Below are 19,175 nucleotides of genomic sequence, written 5' to 3'. Positions count from 1 at the left end.
CAGATATTCAATTACAGTCATCCTGAGGAGTTTTCCTGTGTAGCAATGAACCGAGTGGACGGGCCCAACCCGGCCTATTCCCCTTGCTTCTGCTTTTTGCCTTCTTTCTTCTCCTGGTCTTGTTCTTCCTCTGGCATTATCTCAAGCATGCGCTCTACCTCCTGAGCGCTCATCTGAAGACACACTTCCTGCAGGTCAACCTCCTCAACCCCTTTTGCATGGGCAAGCGAGGTCCAGGGATCACTCTTCAGTTCCGGAATTTGCTCCGCTTGCTGCGAGTTCGGCCCGACCGATTGCCCTAGCAATTCTTTCCAGGTAGCGCTCAATTCAGGTTCATCGTACTTCGGTTCTTGATTCTCTTGCTGCATAGCCTATCCCTCAAGCTATCTCAACCCGGAACAATCCCTACGATACAGACCGATCCGGCTCTATATGGTAATACCACATCAATTGTCGCCCGATCTCGCCCCACAACGGGGCAGCCGCGGTTCCTCCGTAAATCGTCTTCTGGGGATGATCCAGCTTCACCAGAAGCGCGAACTGAGGATTCGAGGCCGGTAAAAAGCCAGCCATTGAGGCAACCGTCTGATCATCAGAAATGCCCTGCGTGGTTGCCGTGCCACTCTTCACCGCGACACTATATCCCGGAATTGTTCCCTGCCTGTTGTGATCAGCAGCGCTGACCAACATCTCCTGAAGTTGTTTTGCCGCCTTCTCCTGCAACACCGTGCGCAGGACATGCGGCTGTGTTTGCTGTATCTTCCCATCCATTTCAGTGGAAGCCACCAGATACGGCTGCATCATCCGGCCCTGATTGGCGATCGTCGCATAGGCCATGACAACCTGCAATGGCGTCGCGGTAATCGCCTGCCCGAATGACTGGCGTGTGAGATCGGTCGGCGTCCATCCCACACTCTTCTCAGTGCGATAGGTCCCCGCCTGTTCAGCCCCACCAATCCCGGTCACCTGCCCGAACCCGAATTTTTCCAGATACGGGTAGAAGAGCCGAGCCGTCAGCAGGTCATGCGCGATCTTTGCCGCCCCCACATTCGACGAGTTCGTCAGAATATCGGTCATGGTACTTTTTCCGTATGCTTTCCCCTGCCAGTTGCGTACAGGTGCGGCATCCTTAAAATAGACTATACCGGGATCAACAAATGTTTGCCCGGGTGTAATCAGGCCCTGATCCAGTGCCATAGCCAGCGTCACGGCCTTCATTGTCGAGCCTGGCTCATAGGTACAATACATTGCCGGATTAAAATACACACTGACGGAATGTAAACACCCCAGTTTGTTATAATAATCGCTATAGTGATTTGGATCAAAGGACGGCACACTTGCCATAGCCACAATGGCACCTGTCTTGACATCGACCACAATGGCACTTCCGCCCTGCGCATCTACCTCTTTCACACGCTGCGCCAGCGCCGTCTGAACAATATACTGCATCGTGCTATCAATCGTGAGGGTAATGTTTGCCCCCTTGACTGCCGGTTGCTGAGAGCTGGCCCCCACAATCAACGGATTGCCGTTCAGATCGGTTTCAGCCGTTAAGCTGCCCGGCTTTCCTGCCAGCATCGTATTATATGCTCCCTCAATGCCATACAATCCGCCCTTGTCCGGCTGCACATATCCGAGCAGTTGTGCCGCAAGGTCACCATTGGGGTACACCCGCACCGGGCGCGGTTCCAGAAAGACATATTGCAGATGGAGCTGACGCAGTTGCTCGCTCTGCTCCGGCTCGATCAGCGTGGCGATCCGCACTGTGCTGAGACCAGAAGCAAAGGAACGTGATAGCTTCTCTTCGGGAATATCCGGCAAGACCTTGCGTAACATGCGGATCAGTTCGGCCTGCTTGTGCTGCGCCTTCTCTGCATCTGGTATATCAAGCGCAAGCTGATACGGCTCGATATACACATCGTCACGAATGACATTCGAGGCGAGGAGATGCCCATTGCGATCAAAAATCAGGCCCCGGGGCGCATTGACCACAAGGTTCTGACGATGCTCCTCCTCCGCCAGACGCGCCAGATCATCATGACGGATAATCTGCCAGTAATAGAGACGACCAAGCAATGAAAGCATGATGAGGCAAACCAGCAGAAAAAGGACCATTTGCCGGCTACGCGCGCGCTGTAATTTTGCACTCATCCGCTCTCACTCCTTCCGACAGACCACCGAGTTATGGCTACTTCCCCGGCTCCGGTATCGGACGTAGATGAGGGACAACAATCACCTCAACCGAGTTGGGGTCCGCCTGTTTCATGCCCATTTTTTGCGCTTGCTCAACAATATGAGAGGGCGAACGCTCCTTCGCGAGCTGCTCCTGAAGGTCCTGGTTCTTTCTTTCCAGCTCCTTCTGTGCCAGACGCAGATTCTGTATCTGTTGATTGGCAGCCACAGCACGTCCCTGCTGGCTCAAATAGAGGACAGCCATCAGGCCAATGAGAAGAAGGCTGATAATACAGAGAGTAACAGGCCCGATCCGAAAGAAGAATGGATGGAGCTGGCGACGCCGCCTCGTCGCCAGAACAGGTGTTGTAGGAGCTCGCTTTGTCGATTCTCTATGCTCTTTACTCATAACGCCTTTTGTTCCTTCGAGCTGCCGGTTCGGAGACATCTCTTCTACAAGGATCAAAGAAACAGACTACGACTGGATGATCACTTCTGCTGCACGCAATTTCGCGCTCCGTGCACGCGGGTTGGCGCTTACCTCCTGTTCTCCGGGCACAACAGGCCGCGACGTCACAATACGCAAACGAGCTTTATGTCCGCACACGCAGACCGGCATTCGAGGCGGACAGATACAGTCTGTAGCCTCGCGCCGCATAAAATCTTTGACAATGCGATCCTCTAGCGAATGGAACGAGATAATCACCATCCGGGGCGCGGGCCCCTCGGCCTTCCCCGCACTGAGGAGGTCAAGCATATGCGGCAGCGCCTCTGTCAGGCGTTCCAGTTCCTGGTTAACCGCGATCCGCAGCGCCTGAAACACGCGGGTCGCCGGATGAATTGCTCCCGGTTTTGCATGCACCTCAGCCGCAACCAGTCGCGCCAGTTGGGCCGTGGTCGTGAGAGCCTGCTTCGCCCTTTCGCGTACAATACGCCGCGCAACCTGACGCGAGCGTCGCTCTTCACCATAGCGCCAGAAGATATCTGCCAGTTCTTCCTCGCTGGCCGTATTCACCAGATCGGCAGCAGTAATACTTTGCTCACGGTTCAGACGCATATCAAGCGGGCCCTCGGCGTTGAACGAGAAGCCTCTTTCTGGGCTATCCATCTGATGGGAAGAGAAGCCCAAGTCGAGCAGGATTCCCTGCACAAAGGGAAGCTGTGCCTCCTCGGCAAACCGGTGCATATCGGCAAAGTTGCCATGCGCAAGAAGCAGGCGACCCTGTTCAACATAATCAGCGAGTTGCTCACGCACCCGGGCGATAGCCTGACAATCAGTATCAATGCCGAGCACGCGTCCATCAGGGGAACTGCGCTCAAGAATGGCTCTGGTATGTCCGCCACCACCCAGTGTCCCATCTATATAGATTCCTCCCGCTGTAGGCTGCAAATAGGTCAGCACCTCATCCATCATCACCGGCACATGCTGCGTTTGTTTCATAATCATCTGTTGTTCTCTAGTGTATTGCAAAGGGAAATACCCTTTCCCCTGTATCGTTTTTCCTGTACTTGCTGCTGGTAGTGCCCGGAGCGCACGCTTACTTGTCGGGCAGTACCCATCGGGCTTCCTGACGCGTAGATAGATAGACATGTCCTCATGCCTTTACAAATAGCAGAAGCCTCCGCCATGTTTCTGACACTCTAGCAGAAACAGGCGTCTCGCGCCACCCATCAAGCATAGCCGGGCCAGGCTCACCAGAAAAATTCCCTCTTTCCTCCAGTTTATTGTAACACCAGAGAGCACTTCAGAAAAGAGTCTTAACAATGAATTTTCGGCTCAGTCATAGATAACTTGTGGAAAACTCTCTGTTCAGTAGTAACAACACGATAGAGAAATACCTATTTTAGGCGAATGCATATATACAATTAGATATCATATAGAATATTGTGTGTATCTCTGGCAAACCGCCTCGGTTCACCTGACAGGAAGCTCAGGTTGCGCTCTTTTTCCTGCTCTTGCTTGTTCCACATGTGAACATAAAGTGCTCATGCTTCTCTGACAGCGGGCCGCCCAAATCTTTCAGCGTAAACTATGTCTGCACTAGAATCTTCCTGCTATACCCCTTTTTGAGATTACACCTATAGCAGAATCAACGGAAGATTTGGATGCAGTATTCCTGTATTTCCCTCCTCTAAATACTGGATTCTCAGGCACATCTCAGCAAAAAACAGAAGCAAGCACTACCATTGCTCCGCTGCCCGGGATCCATTGTTTCATGCTTGCTCTTCCTGTTTCTAAGGGCAGGAGAAAAGTTGTTCCCTGGCAAACAGTTAATTGAGAAGATGATATGCTATACTAAAAGGCATGACAAGCAGAAATAACGATACTATCATCAGGTTTGAGATCCCGATCCCATTCCCACTCGGCACAGTTAATATCTATGCGATCGTTGGTGAGCATGGATGGGCTATGATTGATACCGGCATGGGCACCCCGCCGGCCCGTGAAGCGCTGGCAGAGGGCCTAAAGCGGGCGGGACTCTCCCTGAGCAACCTGCACGCCATAGTGCTGACTCATCATCACCCGGATCATGTCGGCCTCTCGGCGGAGCTTCAGGAGGCAAGCGGGGCCACCGTCTATATGCACTCCATCGATAGATCTGCACTTCACTATTTTCAGATGGAGCATATGGCGGAACGGTTTGCAAAGACCTCCCACTTCCTCGCACGTCACGGGCTCCCGCGAACCGAGCTCTGGTACACAAAGGTTGAGCCGCGTATCATGCGTCAGTTGATTCGTGTCCCGCGCGTTGAACAGATCACCCCGGTTGAAGATGGACAGCAGATCAGTCTGGCGGGCACCTCCTATCGTGTGATCTGGACGCCAGGGCACTCAGATGGGCAAATTTGCCTGTTTCGAGAGACAGATGGGGTGTTTCTTGCGGCTGACCATATTCTGCCCCGAATTTCGCCAAATATCGGCCTTTACACAGAAGAGGATCGACCAAACCCACTGGGTGACTATCTCAACTCTCTGCAAAAGGTTGCAACCTTCCCCATCCACACCGTCTACCCCGGACATGGAGAACCGTTCGCCCATCCTGAGGCACGAATAGCCGACCTTATCCGTCATCACGAGAAGCGCTGCAACCAAATTCTACATCTGCTTACAGATGGTCCTGCGCAGGCAGCTACTATTACAGATCGAATTTTCGGCGACCGCCTGAAAGACGATGAGACGCGGCGCATGGCAGTAGCAGAGGTAGTCGCCCATCTGGAATATTTACGTGCACAGCAACAGGTACATCTACAGCAATCGAGCGAGGATTTTCTGCAATACACAGCAATATAATCGAGCAAAAATCGCTCAAAAAATGAGCAGGAAACAACCCGCTTTTCAAGCCATTTTTCGTCCGCTCCAACATATATGATCCCGCTTCTGGAGCGGATTTACTATATATATTCAAATCTCTATCCATAGTGACACGCTTGTATTTCTCAAATTCGCGTGTTATACTGCCTATCGGCAGTGAGGTTGTAGTGTCGCTCTAGAAGCCCGGTAATATCGGGGATAAGGAAAGCTCAGCCTTATTCCACTGAAACTACAAAAAGAGCGACAGAAATGATAGTTGCAAGGAGGATTAAGTACCTATGGCCGAAGGAAAAACCACAACATCTCAGACTATTGGTCGTCAAGAACTTTCACGGCGTATCGCCAAACAGGCAAAACTCTCACAGAAGCAAGCCGCAGAAGTGCTGGAAGCGACCTTAGACGCAATCCGCGAAGCGCTTGAAAACGGCGACGAGGTTCGTCTGGTCGGCTTTGGCTCCTTCAAGGTACGCACCAGCGCGGAGCGCAAAGGGGTCAATCCACGCGACGGAAAAGAGATCATCGTTCCGGCAAAAGAGCGTGTGCGCTTCTCTCCCGGAAAAGAACTGTCAGAAGCTGTTCTCAAAAAATAACGCATACTTTCCCAGAGGACAAAACGGTTTCAGGAAAGAAATAAGGAGGTTTTGTAGGCGACTTTACTCGCTTTCATGGAAGACACAGACCGGGTCACAAACAAACCTCCGTCAGGAACTCCTCGCCTTGTGGCGAGGAATCTCTTGAGGCCTTTGATTCCATGAACGAGAGTGAAAGCCTGCATTCCTCCCTCACCTCTCAGGGTGAGCCTTGCAGCAGTGTTTAGCATTGCTGAGGGTTGGAACAAACAAACAAGCAAAAGAACAAACAAACAATCAACCATGCTCACTGCCAGCAGCAAAAACCCCTGGCAAGATACTCGGAGGCAAGCGGAAGAGTGCTCACTTTTCCACTTGCCAGGGGGTCAAATCTTCTTCATAATTGCATGGTTCCTTTTTGAAACGTCAGCCCGCTGATAGAGCGACTCTATCAGTGGCGAGAAAAGCGATCGCGTATGCTCACAAAAACGATCAACAAAACAGCGCTTACTCTCCTTCAAGGCAATATTGTTGAGGTAGAAGCCGAAGCGATTGTCAACGCGGCCAATTCTGGGCTCACCGGTGGTGGCGGTGTCGATGGAGCAATCCACCGTGCAGCAGGTCCAGCGCTCAAACAGGAATGCCAGAGAATCGGAGGCTGCCCGACTGGAAGTGCGGTTGCTACCTCGGCAGGGTACATGAGGGCTCGCTATATTTTTCATGCCGTCGGCCCTGTCTACGGCCATCACCCCAACCCTGAGGCCTTGCTGAAAAGCGCCTATCAGGCCTGTTTTGCTCTGGCGAAGCAATATCACGTGAAAAGTATTGCCTTCCCGTCACTGAGCACGGGAGCATACCGCTATCCGCTGCCAGAAGCGGCGTTGATCGCGCTGCGCACAACGATTGAACAATTACAGCAACCAACCAGCCTGGAACAAGTGCAGTTTGTTCTGTTCGATCAGCGAGCCTATGCAATCTTTGAACGAACCTTGCACAATCTACTACAACCCTGAGAACGAACGAAAAAGGGCAATCATAGAATTTCCTCCACGGCTATTTTGCTCTTGATTGCCCTTTCGTTTTCCCACCTTGCTGCCCGCTACAGCTATATCTATCTATTTGCAAGTTCACCCATACTGAGATATGATACACCTCAGTATTTCGTTTTTATCTATCTGTTTCCCTTCATCATGAACGTAGTTTCAATCCCCGGCAGTCTCTCAAAGAACTGCTGCACATCTCCTCCTCGACGGGAGATGAGAGAGAAGGGCAGGCTTCAGCTTCATGGATAGCTTCACAGGGCAGCAAATTCCATGAAAGCAGATGAGGCCGCTTCTAGAGTCTATTGTATTCATTGCAGAACCGTTTCATGATTCAACGCTAGAGTCTCAGGAGCCAGTCTATGTTGTATCTGAAAAGTGACCAGGAAATAGCCGCAATGCGCAAGGCAGGCCTGGTCGTCTGGCATGCGCATCAGGCCGCCGCCGCCTTGATCCAGCCGGGCATTACCACTGCTGAGATTAATGAAGCCGTCGAACGCAGCATTCGTGAACAGAACGCGACTCCACTCTTCAAAGGTGTTCCCGGAAAAGTTCCCTTCCCCGCCGCAACCTGTATTTCAGTGAACGAGCAAATCGTACACGGGATTCCCGGGTCCCGTCGCCTGCAAGAAGGCGACATTGTCAGTATCGATATTGGCGCAAAACTCAATGGCTGGTGTGGGGACGCCGCAACCACCTACGTCGTCGGACAGGTCGATGAGAAGAAACAGAAACTCCTTGAGGTCACGGAAAAGGCCCTGAAAATCGCGATTGAAGCCATTCCTCGCTGTCGGATGTGGAGCCAGGTAGCCCAGCGAATCGAAGATTTTGTCCACAAGGCGGGCTTTGAGGTCCTCGAAGGGCTGGTTGGTCACGGTATCGGCTCAGAGATGTGGGAGCCGCCCCAGGTGCCAAACTATTATACTCGTCAGTATCAGATCAATGGGGATTTCCCGCTACAGCCCGGTCTCGTGATCGCGATTGAGCCAATGGTCAGCTATAGTAGCCGATCCTTCCAGACACTTCCCGACCACTGGACACTGGCGACCGCCGATGGCTCTCCCAGCGCCCATTTCGAGCATACTGTTGCTATTACCAGGAAAGGCCCACAAGTGCTTACAGCAGGCCCTGATGGGAAAGGATGGGCCATCTCCTGAGCGCATGCATCCCTATTAATTCTTGAAATGTGGAGGATAAAACCCAAATGTCATTTGCAGCTCGTCGAAACACCTTTATGCAGCGGATGGATGGTGGCGTTGCCATCTTCCGAAGCTGTCCCCCCTATCAACGGAGCGGCGATAGCCTGGAGTTCGCCTATCGTCAGGACAGCAACTTCTATTATTTAACCGGCTTTGAGGAACCGGAGTCTATTTGTGTGCTGGCCCCCGAACACCCGGAGCACCACTTTATCCTTTTTGTTCCTCCTCGTGATCCCAAAATGGAGACCTGGACGGGACGCCGTGCAGGCCCCGAAGGTGCCGTCAAAGACTATGGCGCGGATGTGGCTTATTCGCTTGATCAGCTTGATGAGAAGCTCCCCGAATATATCAAAGGATGCAAAAATCTCTATTATAGCAGCGGAACAGCCTCCAACTACGATACCAGCCTGCTTGAACTGCTTCAGCGCTTCCGACGCAAGGGACTGGCCCCCCGGGCGATCATCGATCCGCAGTTCATTCTCAGCGAAATGCGCGTCCGCAAGTCACCCGAGGAGCTGGATATCCTTCGTCAGGCGGCCAAAATCAGCGCGGAAGCCTATCGCGAGGTCTTAAAGGCCTTGAAACCGGGAATGCATGAATACGAGGTGCAAGCCATTCTCTCATATGTCTATCAGAAACACGGGTCACCCCGGCACGGTTATGCGCCTATCGTTGGCTCAGGAGCCAATAGCACTATTCTGCATTATGATACGAACCGCCGCCAGATGCAGGATGGTGACCTTGTGCTGATTGACTCCGGTTGTGAATATCAATACTATAGTGCTGATATCACCCGTACCTATCCCGTCAATGGGCGCTTCTCCGAGACACAGCGGAAGGTCTACTCAATTGTGCTGAACGCGCTGGAAAGCGCCATCGCGATGGTCAAACCCGGCATCACTCTGACCGATATTCATAACCGCACGGTTGAGATTCTGGTTGAGGGCCTGATTGAACTGGGAGTTCTGAAGGGAGAGGTCCAGCAACTGATCGCGGATAAAGCCTATGCCCCCTTCTACATGTACGCTACCTGCCACTGGCTCGGTATTGACGTGCATGACAAAGGACCCTACAAACGCTCCGGTCTGTGGGATGAGGACGTCAGGCTTGAACCGGGCATGGTCTTCACCATCGAACCGGGCCTCTACTTCGCAGAAGGAACAGAGGGCATCGATCCGGCCTACTACAACATTGGCATTCGCATCGAAGACAACGTGATCGTCACCGAAGATGGCTGTGAAAACATCACCCTCGATGCACCGAAGACCATTGAGGAGATCGAAGCACTGATGGCGCAATGCGCCTGATAGCCTGAGAGATCTACCGCATCTCTTTTTTCAGCTCACGGAAAAAGCCGGAGAACCCCTGTTTCCAGGTCATCTTCTGCTTGTTCCGTGCAGCTTCTTTCCGGCGTCGGATCTCCTCGCGGAGCAAGCGATAGCGCATCTCTTCGAGAAACTCAATATCATAGCGAGCGCGCTTCGCCTCATTTCCAAGCGTATCGTAGGCCTCATTGAGCTCTTTGATACGGTTATCCGACGCCTCTTTGTTTAGATCCGGGTGATACTGCCGCACAAGAGTGCGATATCGCAGCTTGATTTCCTCCTGCGTGGCAGTTCGTGGTACACCCAGAATAGCATAGAAGTCTTTGAGCGCCATCACACACCTGTACTACCGAAACCACCTCGCCCTGTACCAACTTCGTCGATCTCACGCCAGTGTGCTTGCGCTACCGAAACAAAGATGCCTTGCGCGATCCGTTCACCTCGTTCAACAATCACTGCTTCATCCCGGAAGTTATACACGGAAATACGCAGCTCATCCCCCTCTCCACAATAATCCTGGTCGATCACCCCGACACCATTGGGCATTAGCAGGCCTTTTCGTTTCGCCGTGCTACTGCGCATAGTCAGCATCAGCATATAGCCCGGCGGCGTCTGCACAATCACATTGGCAGGGATCAACGCCAGTTCCCGAGGACCAATAGTCATCGTTTCACGACAGAACAGATCAAAGCCGACTGAACCGGCGGTCGCATAGGTTGGCAAGGGCAGAGTTGGATCAACTCGCTTAATAGCTACTTGAAAGCCGTTCTCAATATCACTCATATTGCTATTCTAGAGAATGGATACAGAGGCGTCAAGTATGAGGGCTCTGGCACAGGAAAGCGGTATCAGGCGCGTCCCAACCTGATCAGAAAGATGCCGCTCTATCATTTCTGTACGGAGGCTTCAAGCATGCCAAAGGTCGATCTATTCTCTCATTCAGCGTTTGGTGCATCTATATTTCATCTATCATGAGTCTATTTCTCACTTTATAATCGTTCTCTCTTCGGCAGAGCAACCACTTTACCCTTAAAGCCCCTCATTCAATACAAAACATTTCACACTCACCTGTACATCCTTTTGTATGTCACAACAACAGACACGCATTATCAAGAGGCAGAGCATATTGACATGCTCTGGATAATAGAGGAAAGTATAGAAACATTTTCTTATGCCGATACAATGGAGTAGAAACATGCATCCTCTTTCTCCGCCATGACTTCTCATTGAAGCGTTTGCTCGCCCAGGGGAGCCTAAATGCCACTCTGGAATGATGTCTAACGTATACACTAAAAAGGATAAATTTTATACGGTTTTGTACATTTTCACCAGAGTATAGCTCAAAAATGAGTCAGAAGGACTAGAATGAGAGGGAAGCATGCGTTATAATTGGAGTAGGAATAAATTCCGGCCTGACTGTGTTTTCTTAATGTAGCAGCAGCTCTTTCTGGGCTGTTAAGTGTAGCAATAAACCAATATTAAGCAGACAAACAACCAACGGAGTTAATTTGCACGTCTTTGCATTCCTCCCACTCGGCGCTCGGACAGAATGGTCCGGAGAAGGCTCGCTTTCCTGAGTTGAGTGTAGGACCAGACCGACAGACCTATATCTTGCTGCTTAGGATATACAATTTTTCATGGAGGGCGCACAATGATAGACATAAAGCGTGCGACAGGATCTACGCTTAATTTCCATAAATCTCAGAAAACCTCAGATCCGAACAAGCGGTTTGACCCTGTCGAAGATCTGCTTGCACAGGATCTTGACTATACAGCGGCGGATGATCTTCCAGAGAACTTTAAAGATGATGACCTTGAGTTGGATGAGGATGAAGCTTTAAACGATCTGGAGCCTGGTTCTCTTGACCTTGCTGATGATTCTGCCTCGCTTGTCATAGAAGATGAGCACGATGATGTCACCTCCGCTGATTCCCACGATTTAGATGAGCCCATCCTTGCCATTCCATCTATTGAGACAGGAGAGGCCAGTAATATGCGCCGCTCCGGTACCCGACGTCGTCGCTCAGAAGATCATGACGAAAATATGGTCAATGCTGCCGACGCCGGTGAATCCGATGCAGTGATGACTTATCTACGCGAGATTGGCCGTGTGCCGATGATTACCCACGAGCGCGAGATTGAGTTAGCCAAGCGCATTGAGGCGGGCGATCGCGACGCAATGAAACAGTTTATTCTGGCAAACCTGCGTCTTGTCGTCAGTATTGCCAAGCGCTATGTCGGTCGTGGTTTGACTCTGCTTGATCTGATCCAGGAAGGAAATATCGGGCTTATTCGCGCCGTTCAGCGCTACGATTGGCGCCGCGGTCACCGTTTCTCCACACACGCGACCTGGTGGATTCGACAGGCCATCAGTCGAGCTGTTGCAGATAAAGGTCGTACCATTCGCCTTCCAGTCTATGTCAATACTGCGCTTAACCGAATTCGCCGCGAGCGTCAACGCCTTCTTCAGGAGCTCGGCCGCGAGCCTTCCGAGCAGGAACTAGCCGAGGCTACTGGACTGGACCCTGTCCGCATGATGGAGCTCCAGGCAGCACCAGGCGCACCGGTCTCGCTTGAACTACCTGTTGGTGAAGACGATGACCAGGAGCTCGGAGACGTCCTGCCAGATACCGAGTCGGCCTCGCCGGAGGAACTGGCTACGACCCAGACCCTTAAGGATGAGGTACAACGCGTCCTGGAATCCGTGTTGACACCACGTGAGCAACTGGTCTTGCAGCTTCGCTTCGGTCTGGGCAATGGTCAGGCGCATCCGTTGGAGCAAGTAGGCCGCGAACTGGGTATCACCCGTGAGCGTGTACGCCAGATTGAGGCGGGCGCACTGGCAAAGCTTCGCCAGCCTCCCGTGCTGGAACGCCTGCGCGGCTAAAAAAACACATCCTCTAAAAAAAAGAAACACCTGCTGGGTGAGTCCCCACAGGAGGGCGGTATCTTTTTCGATCCATCCTCCCGTGGGGACTTTACTCATTTCTGGGAACATCGTGGCTCTTCTGAGCATAGAGTCGGGGCATTTTTTGCGGTAACATATCTTGCAATTCACAGATTTACACGTACCGCTTATAATAAAGCATGCCCTGGGTAGTAGCCCTTCATACACTCTTTCTACCAACTTCATCGTGTTATCCACAACGAGTAAGCGACCAGGGCATCCCTTCTTGCCTTGCTACTCCTCTCTCTTGATCTTCTTCCCCGTATCGCGCTCAACTGAGAGCACATCCTTAATCTTCTCAAGCCGCTGAAAGATGCGAGGCAGAATCTCAAGGTTATTGATTTCCAGCGTCGCGCTCACAATGATCTGCTCGCGGCTCAGCCCCTGACGCGTATGGAAGGCGTTCAGGTTAATCCCGTACTCAGAAATGACGGTCGCGATATCCCGGATCAGATCAGGGCGATCACGCGCCAGGATAATGATCGGGGCGTGATAGCGCGTCTGGCTCATGCCCGTCCAGTTCACGGCAATCAGGCGATCTTTCTCCCCTCCCTTTAAACGGGCAATATTCTGACAGTCAGCACGGTGCACAATGACACCTTTGCCCCGGCTAATAAAGCCAACAATCTCATCACCGGGCAGAGGATAGCAGCAGTTGGCCAGCCTCGTCAGCAGGCCTTCAACGCCCGCTACCTGTAGATTCGCAGGCGCCTGACGTGTGGAAGACGGTGGCGTCACCTTTCCTTCTGGCTCTTTGCTCTCCTTCGGTTCGCGGGCCTGGAGATGTTCCTGCACCTTCGCACACACAGTATGTGCCCGGAGATCATCAGCGCCGACAGCGGCCAGAATATCATCAAACGACTGCATCTTCAGCTCACTGCACAGCATATTCTCAATCTCTTCATTGATGAGATCAACGCCCCGCAGGTTCATCGTTTTGAAGGTATGCTCAATGCGCTCACGCCCGATCTGAATGTTGATGTCACGCTCGTGCGTCTTCAGATAGCGGCGGATCTTATTGCGAGCAGCAGCCGTTCGCGCAAAGTTCAACCAGTCCCGGGTAGGATGGGCGCTTCGATTGGTCACAATATCGACGATCTCGCCACTTTGCAGCTCATAATTCAGCGGGACCATCCGCGATACCAGGCGATCACCGTCCGCCCCTTCCACATGGGTAATGATGCGCGCTCCCGCGCACTTATCGCCAATCTTGGTATGAATGCGATAGGCAAAATCCAGCGGCGTCGAGCCAACCGGCAGATCTTTTACCTCGCCCTTTGGCGTAAAGACAAAGATCTGCTCCTCGAAGAAGTCATCCTTCACCGCCTGCACAAACTCGCTATCGGTATTGCCAGAGGCGCGTAGCTCCTGCTGCCACTCGGCAAGCTGATGAATCCAGGTGAGGAGCTCCTTCGCAGAAGATGAGGCCGTGTCACCGACATCCTTATAATGCCAGTGCATCGCGACACCATATTCGGCCATCTCGTGCATCTCATGTGTGCGGATCTGGATCTCGACAAGCTGATCATCCAGACAGAAGACTGTGGTATGCAGCGCGCGATAGCCATTCGGCTTGGGATTTGCGATAAAGTCCTTGATGCGTCCTTCCTTCGGCTTCCAGAGGCTATGAACATGGCCGAGGGCGACATAACAATCTGTGGTAGAATCAACCAGTATCCGAAACGCTATCAGGTCATGAATCTGGCTCACATCGGCTGCGGCCTTCAGAGCCTCCAGATCCCCTCCGACATCCCCGGCATTCCGTTCCAGCTTCTTATAAAAGCTCCAGAGATGCTTGACACGCCCGGACACCTCAGCCTTCACGCCAATAGCCTTCATTTCTTTGCGTAAGACATCGCAGATACGGTCCACATACGAGCGCCACTGTTTGCTCTCGGCTTCAACAATACCACGAACCCATTCATACTTTTCTGGCTCAAGGATCTTAAAGGCGAGGTCTTCTAGCTCACTCTCAATGCGCGACATACCCAGACGCCCGGCCAGAGGCGCATAAATCTCACGCGTCTCCTGTGCGAGGTTCAGCAATTCCTGCTGATCCCCCTGATAGTCAGGTTTACACATATAGCGCATTGTATGTAGCCGGTATGCCAGCTTGAGAGCGACAACGCGGGGGTCCTCAGCCATCGCGACAAACATCTTGCGCACCGTTTCGGCCTGCTGCCGACGCATCGCCTCACGAACACGCGGCTTCTTGCTCTCTTTATTCTCTGTGCTACTGGCAACACCTGGACTACTGGCATCCTCTTCACTGCTCTTCTGGGCGCTGAGTGCGCTCTGTTTCCGCCGTTCAAGGATGTTAAATCGCTCCATGCTATAGATGACATGGGCAGTCGAGCTACCAACTATCTCTTCTACCTGTTCAAGAGGGAGAAGATCCGCATCTACAGCCTCAAAGAGCAATCCAGCCATGACGCCGATCGCATCTATATGCATCTGCGCCAGAATCAGGGCAACCTCAAGAGCATGCTCGATCAGAAGGATTCCACGTTCATCGACAAGATCTTGATAGCTGTGCACTGCCAGCGTGAGCGCCTGTTCAATTTTTGTAATGTCGTCTGGGGGTGCCACATATTGGCGTACCAGGGCAAGCAGTCTTCTCTCTTCTTCTGAGTGATCGCGTGCCACAACTTGTTGATCTAGAGACATATTAACCATGACCATACATATGCTAGGTAAGCTCTCCAGAATACTCAGTAAAATCCGTACCTACAGCTTTCGTCACAAACAATGTTTCACAACAACCAGCGGGCTGGTTTCGGGACAGCAACAAGCATCCTGTTTTGTACACGACAGCAGACAGTGGTTAAGCGCAGTTTTGAGTGAGCCAGCCTCAACACCATACCAGCAGCAAGGGCTTTGCTCATACTTCGTGGCAACTGACAGTACTACCAGGTACATCGAGTAAACACTTGATGGTCCTCTCTTAGTACTAACACGCTGCCCTCAGGAAAACATTTCTTTACGCAAACAGCATGGTACATTTTGACTAGCCCTAACACATTACTTCTACCAAACAAGAAGGAGGGCCATCGAGGAAAATCGGTTTTAATGGCTTGTCAAGCAGCGGTCAACACTCACAACGTTCTTTACCTGACGCAGGCGCCGCAGAATACGCTCCAACTGATCCAGAACCCCTTCAGCGCTTATTTCCAGCGTGGCGGTAATCACCGCTTTTTGTGAAGAAGCATTGGTCGTCGAAGTGACTGTCGTCATGTTGATGCTGGCGTCTGCCACAACCGCGGCAACGTCACGCAACAATCCAGAGCGATCATGCGCCACAATCGTAATAGGTGCAAGGTATGCCTCCGGTGCAAGCTGCCGCCAGTGAACCTCTACCAGCGAACCCGGATTCTTCTCGCGTACAGCGTTCAAACGTAAACAATCCGTACGGTGAACATACATTCCCTGATTCGGACTCAGGACACCTATTATTGTATCACCTGGAATGGGACAACAACACTCAGCCAATTTGACAAGGTCAGCCGCCTCATTCTCCTGATAGCCAGATTCCACAGCCGGAGTCTCGGTACACACTGGCTCGCGTATCTCGCCTTCGCGCTGCAACAGCGGAAGCAGCAGCTTCTTGACCTCCTCAACGCTGAGATCCTCTCGTCCCATTGCAACATAGAGATCATCGAGTGTGGCATAGCGGGCAAGCGCGTTTCCGCTCCCCTCTGCCCGTACACGCTGCAAGAGCTGTTCGATATGCTCATTGATCCCGGTCGCACCCATTGTCTTGAGGGCCAGATCCAGGCGCTCACGTCCTAGTTGGAGGTTGATCTCGCGTTCATAGGTTTTGAGGTACCGTCGAATTTTGTTGCGGGCCGCATTCGTGCGGGCAAAGTTAAGCCAATCGCGGGTGGGATGTACAGCCACGTTGGTCATAATATCAACAATCTCGCCGCCCTTGAGCTCATAATCCAGCGGAACCAGGCGCGTGACCAGGCGTCCACTCTCATCCATGTTGGTGATAATGCGAGCACCGGCACAGTGATCACCCAGATCGGTATGGATGCGATAGGCCATATCGAGCGGTGTGGAGCCCCGAGGCAGATCCTTGACCTCACCCTTTGGCGTAAAGACGAAGATCTGATCCTGGAAGACATCCCCTTTAAACGCCTCGACAAACTCGTCAGCGCTCTCAGGAAGCTCCTGCTGCCATTGGCGAAGCTGCTCAATCCAGGCCACCATCTCCTTATAGGAGAGCTTCCAGCTATTGGGCGAGCCTTCTTTGCCCATGCGATCTTTCAGATACCAGTAGCTGGCAATTCCATAGTTGGCGGTTCGCTGCATATCATGGGTGCGGATCTGAATTTCAGCCAGGCGATCGTGCAAACAAAAGACGGTTGTATGGAGGGATTGATAGCCGTTGAGTTTGGGGGTGGCAATGAAGTCTTTAATGCGTCCATCTTTGGGCCGCCAGAGCGCGTGAATATGGCCTAATGCAAGATAACATTCGTTATCGGTGTCGACCAGAATCCGGAACGAGACCAGATCATGGAGCTGACTCAGCGGGTTCTCGTTGCTCTGGCGAGGCACATACTCCAGCTTGCGGGAGATACTGGCAAGATGTTTTTGCCAGGCGTGCACCTCTGCATGGATACCTGCACGTTTCATCTCTTCCCGTAAGGTGCGACAGACATCATTGATGTAGGGTAGACGCCGTTTGACCTCCTCTTCCACCTCACGGGCGAGCCGCTGATATTTCTCCGGCTCAAGGTAGCTAAAGGCAAGGTCTTCCAGTTCTGCCTGCACCAGCATCATGCCCAGGCGCCGGGCCAGGGGCGCATAAATCTCGTTGGTTTCACGCGCTTTGTTTTGCTGCTGTGCAGAGGACATCGCGCTCAAGGTGCGCATATTGTGCAGGCGGTCAGCCAGTTTCAACACCACCACACGGGGATCTTCGGCCATTGCCACCAGCATTTTACGTACCGTTTCGGAACGCTGTCTGCGCTTGTCGACGACAGAAAGGGGTACATCTTCCAGTTGCTGCCCCTCAACCAATTTGCGGCCTGCCAGCGCATCAAACTTAGTGACGCCGTCAACGATATTGGCTACCTGGGGACCAAATTGTTCACGCAGATCATCAAGTGTATATTCTGTATCCTCTACAACATCATGAAGCAACGCCGCCATAATGCCTTCTGCGTCAATGCGCATGCCTGCCAGCAGCAGCGCCACCTCAATAGGATGGAGGATGTAGGGCTCGCCCGAGCGGCGAACTACCCCTTTATGTGCCAGATTTGCCAGTTCGTAGGCGTGACGAATCCGCTCCAGATCTTCGGTCGAGAGATATTGCCGTGCTTCGGCAAAGAGGTCATCGATCGTTACTCTGGATTCCACAACCTGCATCGACCGCCTGGGAGCGGTCTGCACAATTTGTTCCTCGTGCGTATCAACAACAATTTTATCAGAATCGGTAGCCATTGGATCAAACAACCCGAAAAACAATTACAGCTTTACATAAACGACGTACTATTCCTCTTTACATAGTATACTGTTCCATATCGTTTTGTCACGTTTATGGGTGTTGAAAAGTGACAAACAGGATAAAAGGAAAGAAAGAACGCCCCCTCAAGAAAAAAGATGTGAATGGTAAAGGCATCTCTTCCGGGTGCCTCGTCTCAAAGAAACCGTCTACAAATCCCATTCAAGACACCCGCAAGAGATGCCTTCCCCTGCGGGAAAACTTTCTTTTTTGTCCGTCAAACGAAAGAATATTCCTCTATTATAAAGAGCCTGTATTCTGTGTCAAGCCAGGCCAAATTCTCTTCTCTCTATCATAACACGAGTCGACTAGACCCCGGAAAAGATAGGGAACCTGAGCACGTGAGCTTTCCATTCTTGATAAACAAGGGACCTCCCGCTTTCCGAAACAGGGTCGTATCTCTGTACCAGAAAGTATACTTAGCTCTTAAACGAATAAACAGAGAAAGCCGTCACGTTTATTCCAGCCACTTTCCCGATTTCCGTTGTCCATAAACGGCCTTCAGAACGGGAAGGAAGATGTAGCAAACAGGCGAAGAGCGGGGAAGAAAGGGATAGGAGAAAAGGATGAGATCAGGAACAGACCCTGACCTCATCCTCCATCATTTCTACGCTTGCGAATGTGATGCAGCCGAAATAGCAGCATCGGTCAGGCGAAACGTGCTCCCTGATTCCAGGGGAACAGCCTATGCCTCTGCTCGACTGCGAGCCAACCCACGCTTCTCAAAGCATGAACTGCAATAGACAGGGCGATCATGCCTGGGAAGGAAGGGGACCTGTGTTTCAGTACCACAATCGGCACAAATAACCGTATGCATTTCTCGCGGAGCGCGTTCAGTACGAGTGCCACTGCCAGCAGCAGCACGACGGTTGGCACGGCAGGAAGGACAGCGACGAGGCTGGTTTTGTAGACCTTTCTGCTGGTAGAATTCTTGTTCTCCGGCGCTGAACACAAAATCGTTTCCGCATTCAACGCACTTCAAGGTTTTGTCAACGAAGCTCAACTAGGACCTCCTTAAAGTGTCACGAAAATGGTAAACCTCCGGGCCCTTGATTTAGCAGATGCACCAGTGTGTCTATCCCCCTACCAGCGTGGGACTCG

General features: G+C 52.0%; 15 protein-coding genes. 6 read left to right on the top strand and 9 right to left on the bottom strand.

Annotated features, from left to right (window positions below; translation table 11 throughout):
* Window positions 1-74: 74 nt before the first annotated feature.
* The 4 genes from KTH_RS25790 to rsmH all read right to left on the bottom strand — a co-directional run bounded on the left by KTH_RS25790 (window position 75) and on the right by rsmH (window position 3,619).
* Window positions 75-368, bottom strand: coding sequence for a hypothetical protein (locus KTH_RS25790; RefSeq protein ID WP_111325184.1), 294 nt, complete (start codon window positions 366-368; stop codon window positions 75-77).
* Between the two features lie 37 nt (window positions 369-405).
* The gene (locus KTH_RS25785) at window positions 406-2,151 is read right to left on the bottom strand and encodes a peptidoglycan D,D-transpeptidase FtsI family protein (protein ID WP_111325185.1); all 1,746 of its coding nucleotides are present in this window, start codon (window positions 2,149-2,151) and stop codon (window positions 406-408) included.
* 37 nt (window positions 2,152-2,188) lie between these two features.
* On the bottom strand, window positions 2,189-2,581 hold the full coding sequence (locus KTH_RS25780) for an FtsL-like putative cell division protein (protein WP_170142870.1): 393 nt from the start codon (window positions 2,579-2,581) through the stop codon (window positions 2,189-2,191).
* Between the two features lie 66 nt (window positions 2,582-2,647).
* Window positions 2,648-3,619, bottom strand: a complete 972-nt coding sequence (gene rsmH / locus KTH_RS25775) for a 16S rRNA (cytosine(1402)-N(4))-methyltransferase RsmH (RefSeq protein ID WP_111325187.1) — start codon at window positions 3,617-3,619, stop codon at window positions 2,648-2,650.
* Window positions 3,620-4,477: 858 nt separating this feature from the next.
* Here rsmH and KTH_RS25770 point away from each other — a divergent pair.
* The 5 genes from KTH_RS25770 to KTH_RS25750 all read left to right on the top strand — a co-directional run bounded on the left by KTH_RS25770 (window position 4,478) and on the right by KTH_RS25750 (window position 9,600).
* On the top strand, window positions 4,478-5,464 hold the full coding sequence (locus KTH_RS25770) for an MBL fold metallo-hydrolase (protein ID WP_111325188.1): 987 nt from the start codon (window positions 4,478-4,480) through the stop codon (window positions 5,462-5,464).
* Between the two features lie 299 nt (window positions 5,465-5,763).
* Window positions 5,764-6,075 (top strand): HU family DNA-binding protein, encoded by a 312-nt coding sequence (locus tag KTH_RS25765; protein ID WP_111325189.1) that lies wholly within the window; start codon window positions 5,764-5,766, stop codon window positions 6,073-6,075.
* A 455-nt stretch (window positions 6,076-6,530) separates the two neighbouring features.
* Complete coding sequence (locus KTH_RS25760) at window positions 6,531-7,067, top strand: macro domain-containing protein (protein ID WP_497621732.1); 537 nt, start codon at window positions 6,531-6,533, stop codon at window positions 7,065-7,067.
* 389 nt (window positions 7,068-7,456) lie between these two features.
* Window positions 7,457-8,251: a type I methionyl aminopeptidase gene (map, locus tag KTH_RS25755; protein ID WP_111325191.1), complete on the top strand. Its 795-nt coding sequence runs from the start codon at window positions 7,457-7,459 to the stop codon at window positions 8,249-8,251.
* Window positions 8,252-8,298: 47 nt separating this feature from the next.
* A complete protein-coding gene (locus KTH_RS25750) occupies window positions 8,299-9,600 on the top strand; it encodes an aminopeptidase P N-terminal domain-containing protein (protein ID WP_497621729.1) in 1,302 nt (433 codons plus the stop codon).
* Window positions 9,601-9,613: 13 nt separating this feature from the next.
* Here the strand turns inward: KTH_RS25750 and KTH_RS25745 are convergent, their stop codons facing one another.
* Both KTH_RS25745 and dut read right to left on the bottom strand, forming a co-directional pair.
* Window positions 9,614-9,952 carry a DnaJ domain-containing protein gene (locus KTH_RS25745; protein WP_497621727.1) on the bottom strand — a complete coding sequence of 113 codons (339 nt, stop codon included), beginning with the start codon at window positions 9,950-9,952 and terminating at the stop codon, window positions 9,614-9,616.
* A complete protein-coding gene (gene dut, locus KTH_RS25740) occupies window positions 9,952-10,401 on the bottom strand; it encodes a dUTP diphosphatase (RefSeq protein WP_497621725.1) in 450 nt (149 codons plus the stop codon). Before dut ends, KTH_RS25745 begins: the two co-directional genes overlap by 1 nt.
* A gap of 868 nt (window positions 10,402-11,269) precedes the next feature.
* Here dut and KTH_RS25735 point away from each other — a divergent pair.
* Complete coding sequence (locus tag KTH_RS25735; protein ID WP_497621723.1) at window positions 11,270-12,505, top strand: sigma-70 family RNA polymerase sigma factor; 1,236 nt, start codon at window positions 11,270-11,272, stop codon at window positions 12,503-12,505.
* Window positions 12,506-12,799: 294 nt separating this feature from the next.
* On the opposite strand, the gene KTH_RS25730 is transcribed toward KTH_RS25735, so the two are convergent.
* The 3 genes from KTH_RS25730 to KTH_RS25720 all read right to left on the bottom strand — a co-directional run bounded on the left by KTH_RS25730 (window position 12,800) and on the right by KTH_RS25720 (window position 19,077).
* On the bottom strand, window positions 12,800-15,154 hold the full coding sequence (locus KTH_RS25730) for a RelA/SpoT family protein (RefSeq protein WP_497621721.1): 2,355 nt from the start codon (window positions 15,152-15,154) through the stop codon (window positions 12,800-12,802).
* A gap of 477 nt (window positions 15,155-15,631) precedes the next feature.
* Window positions 15,632-18,013, bottom strand: a complete 2,382-nt coding sequence (locus tag KTH_RS25725; RefSeq protein WP_497621719.1) for a RelA/SpoT family protein — start codon at window positions 18,011-18,013, stop codon at window positions 15,632-15,634.
* Between the two features lie 746 nt (window positions 18,014-18,759).
* The gene (locus KTH_RS25720) at window positions 18,760-19,077 is read right to left on the bottom strand and encodes a zinc-ribbon domain containing protein (RefSeq protein WP_497621717.1); all 318 of its coding nucleotides are present in this window, start codon (window positions 19,075-19,077) and stop codon (window positions 18,760-18,762) included.
* Window positions 19,078-19,175 lie beyond the last annotated feature (98 nt).

It is taken from the genome of Thermosporothrix sp. COM3, assembly GCF_059696735.1.
The sequence above is the reverse complement of the archived record's forward strand: the minus strand, read 5'-3'. Positions and strand labels throughout refer to the sequence as shown.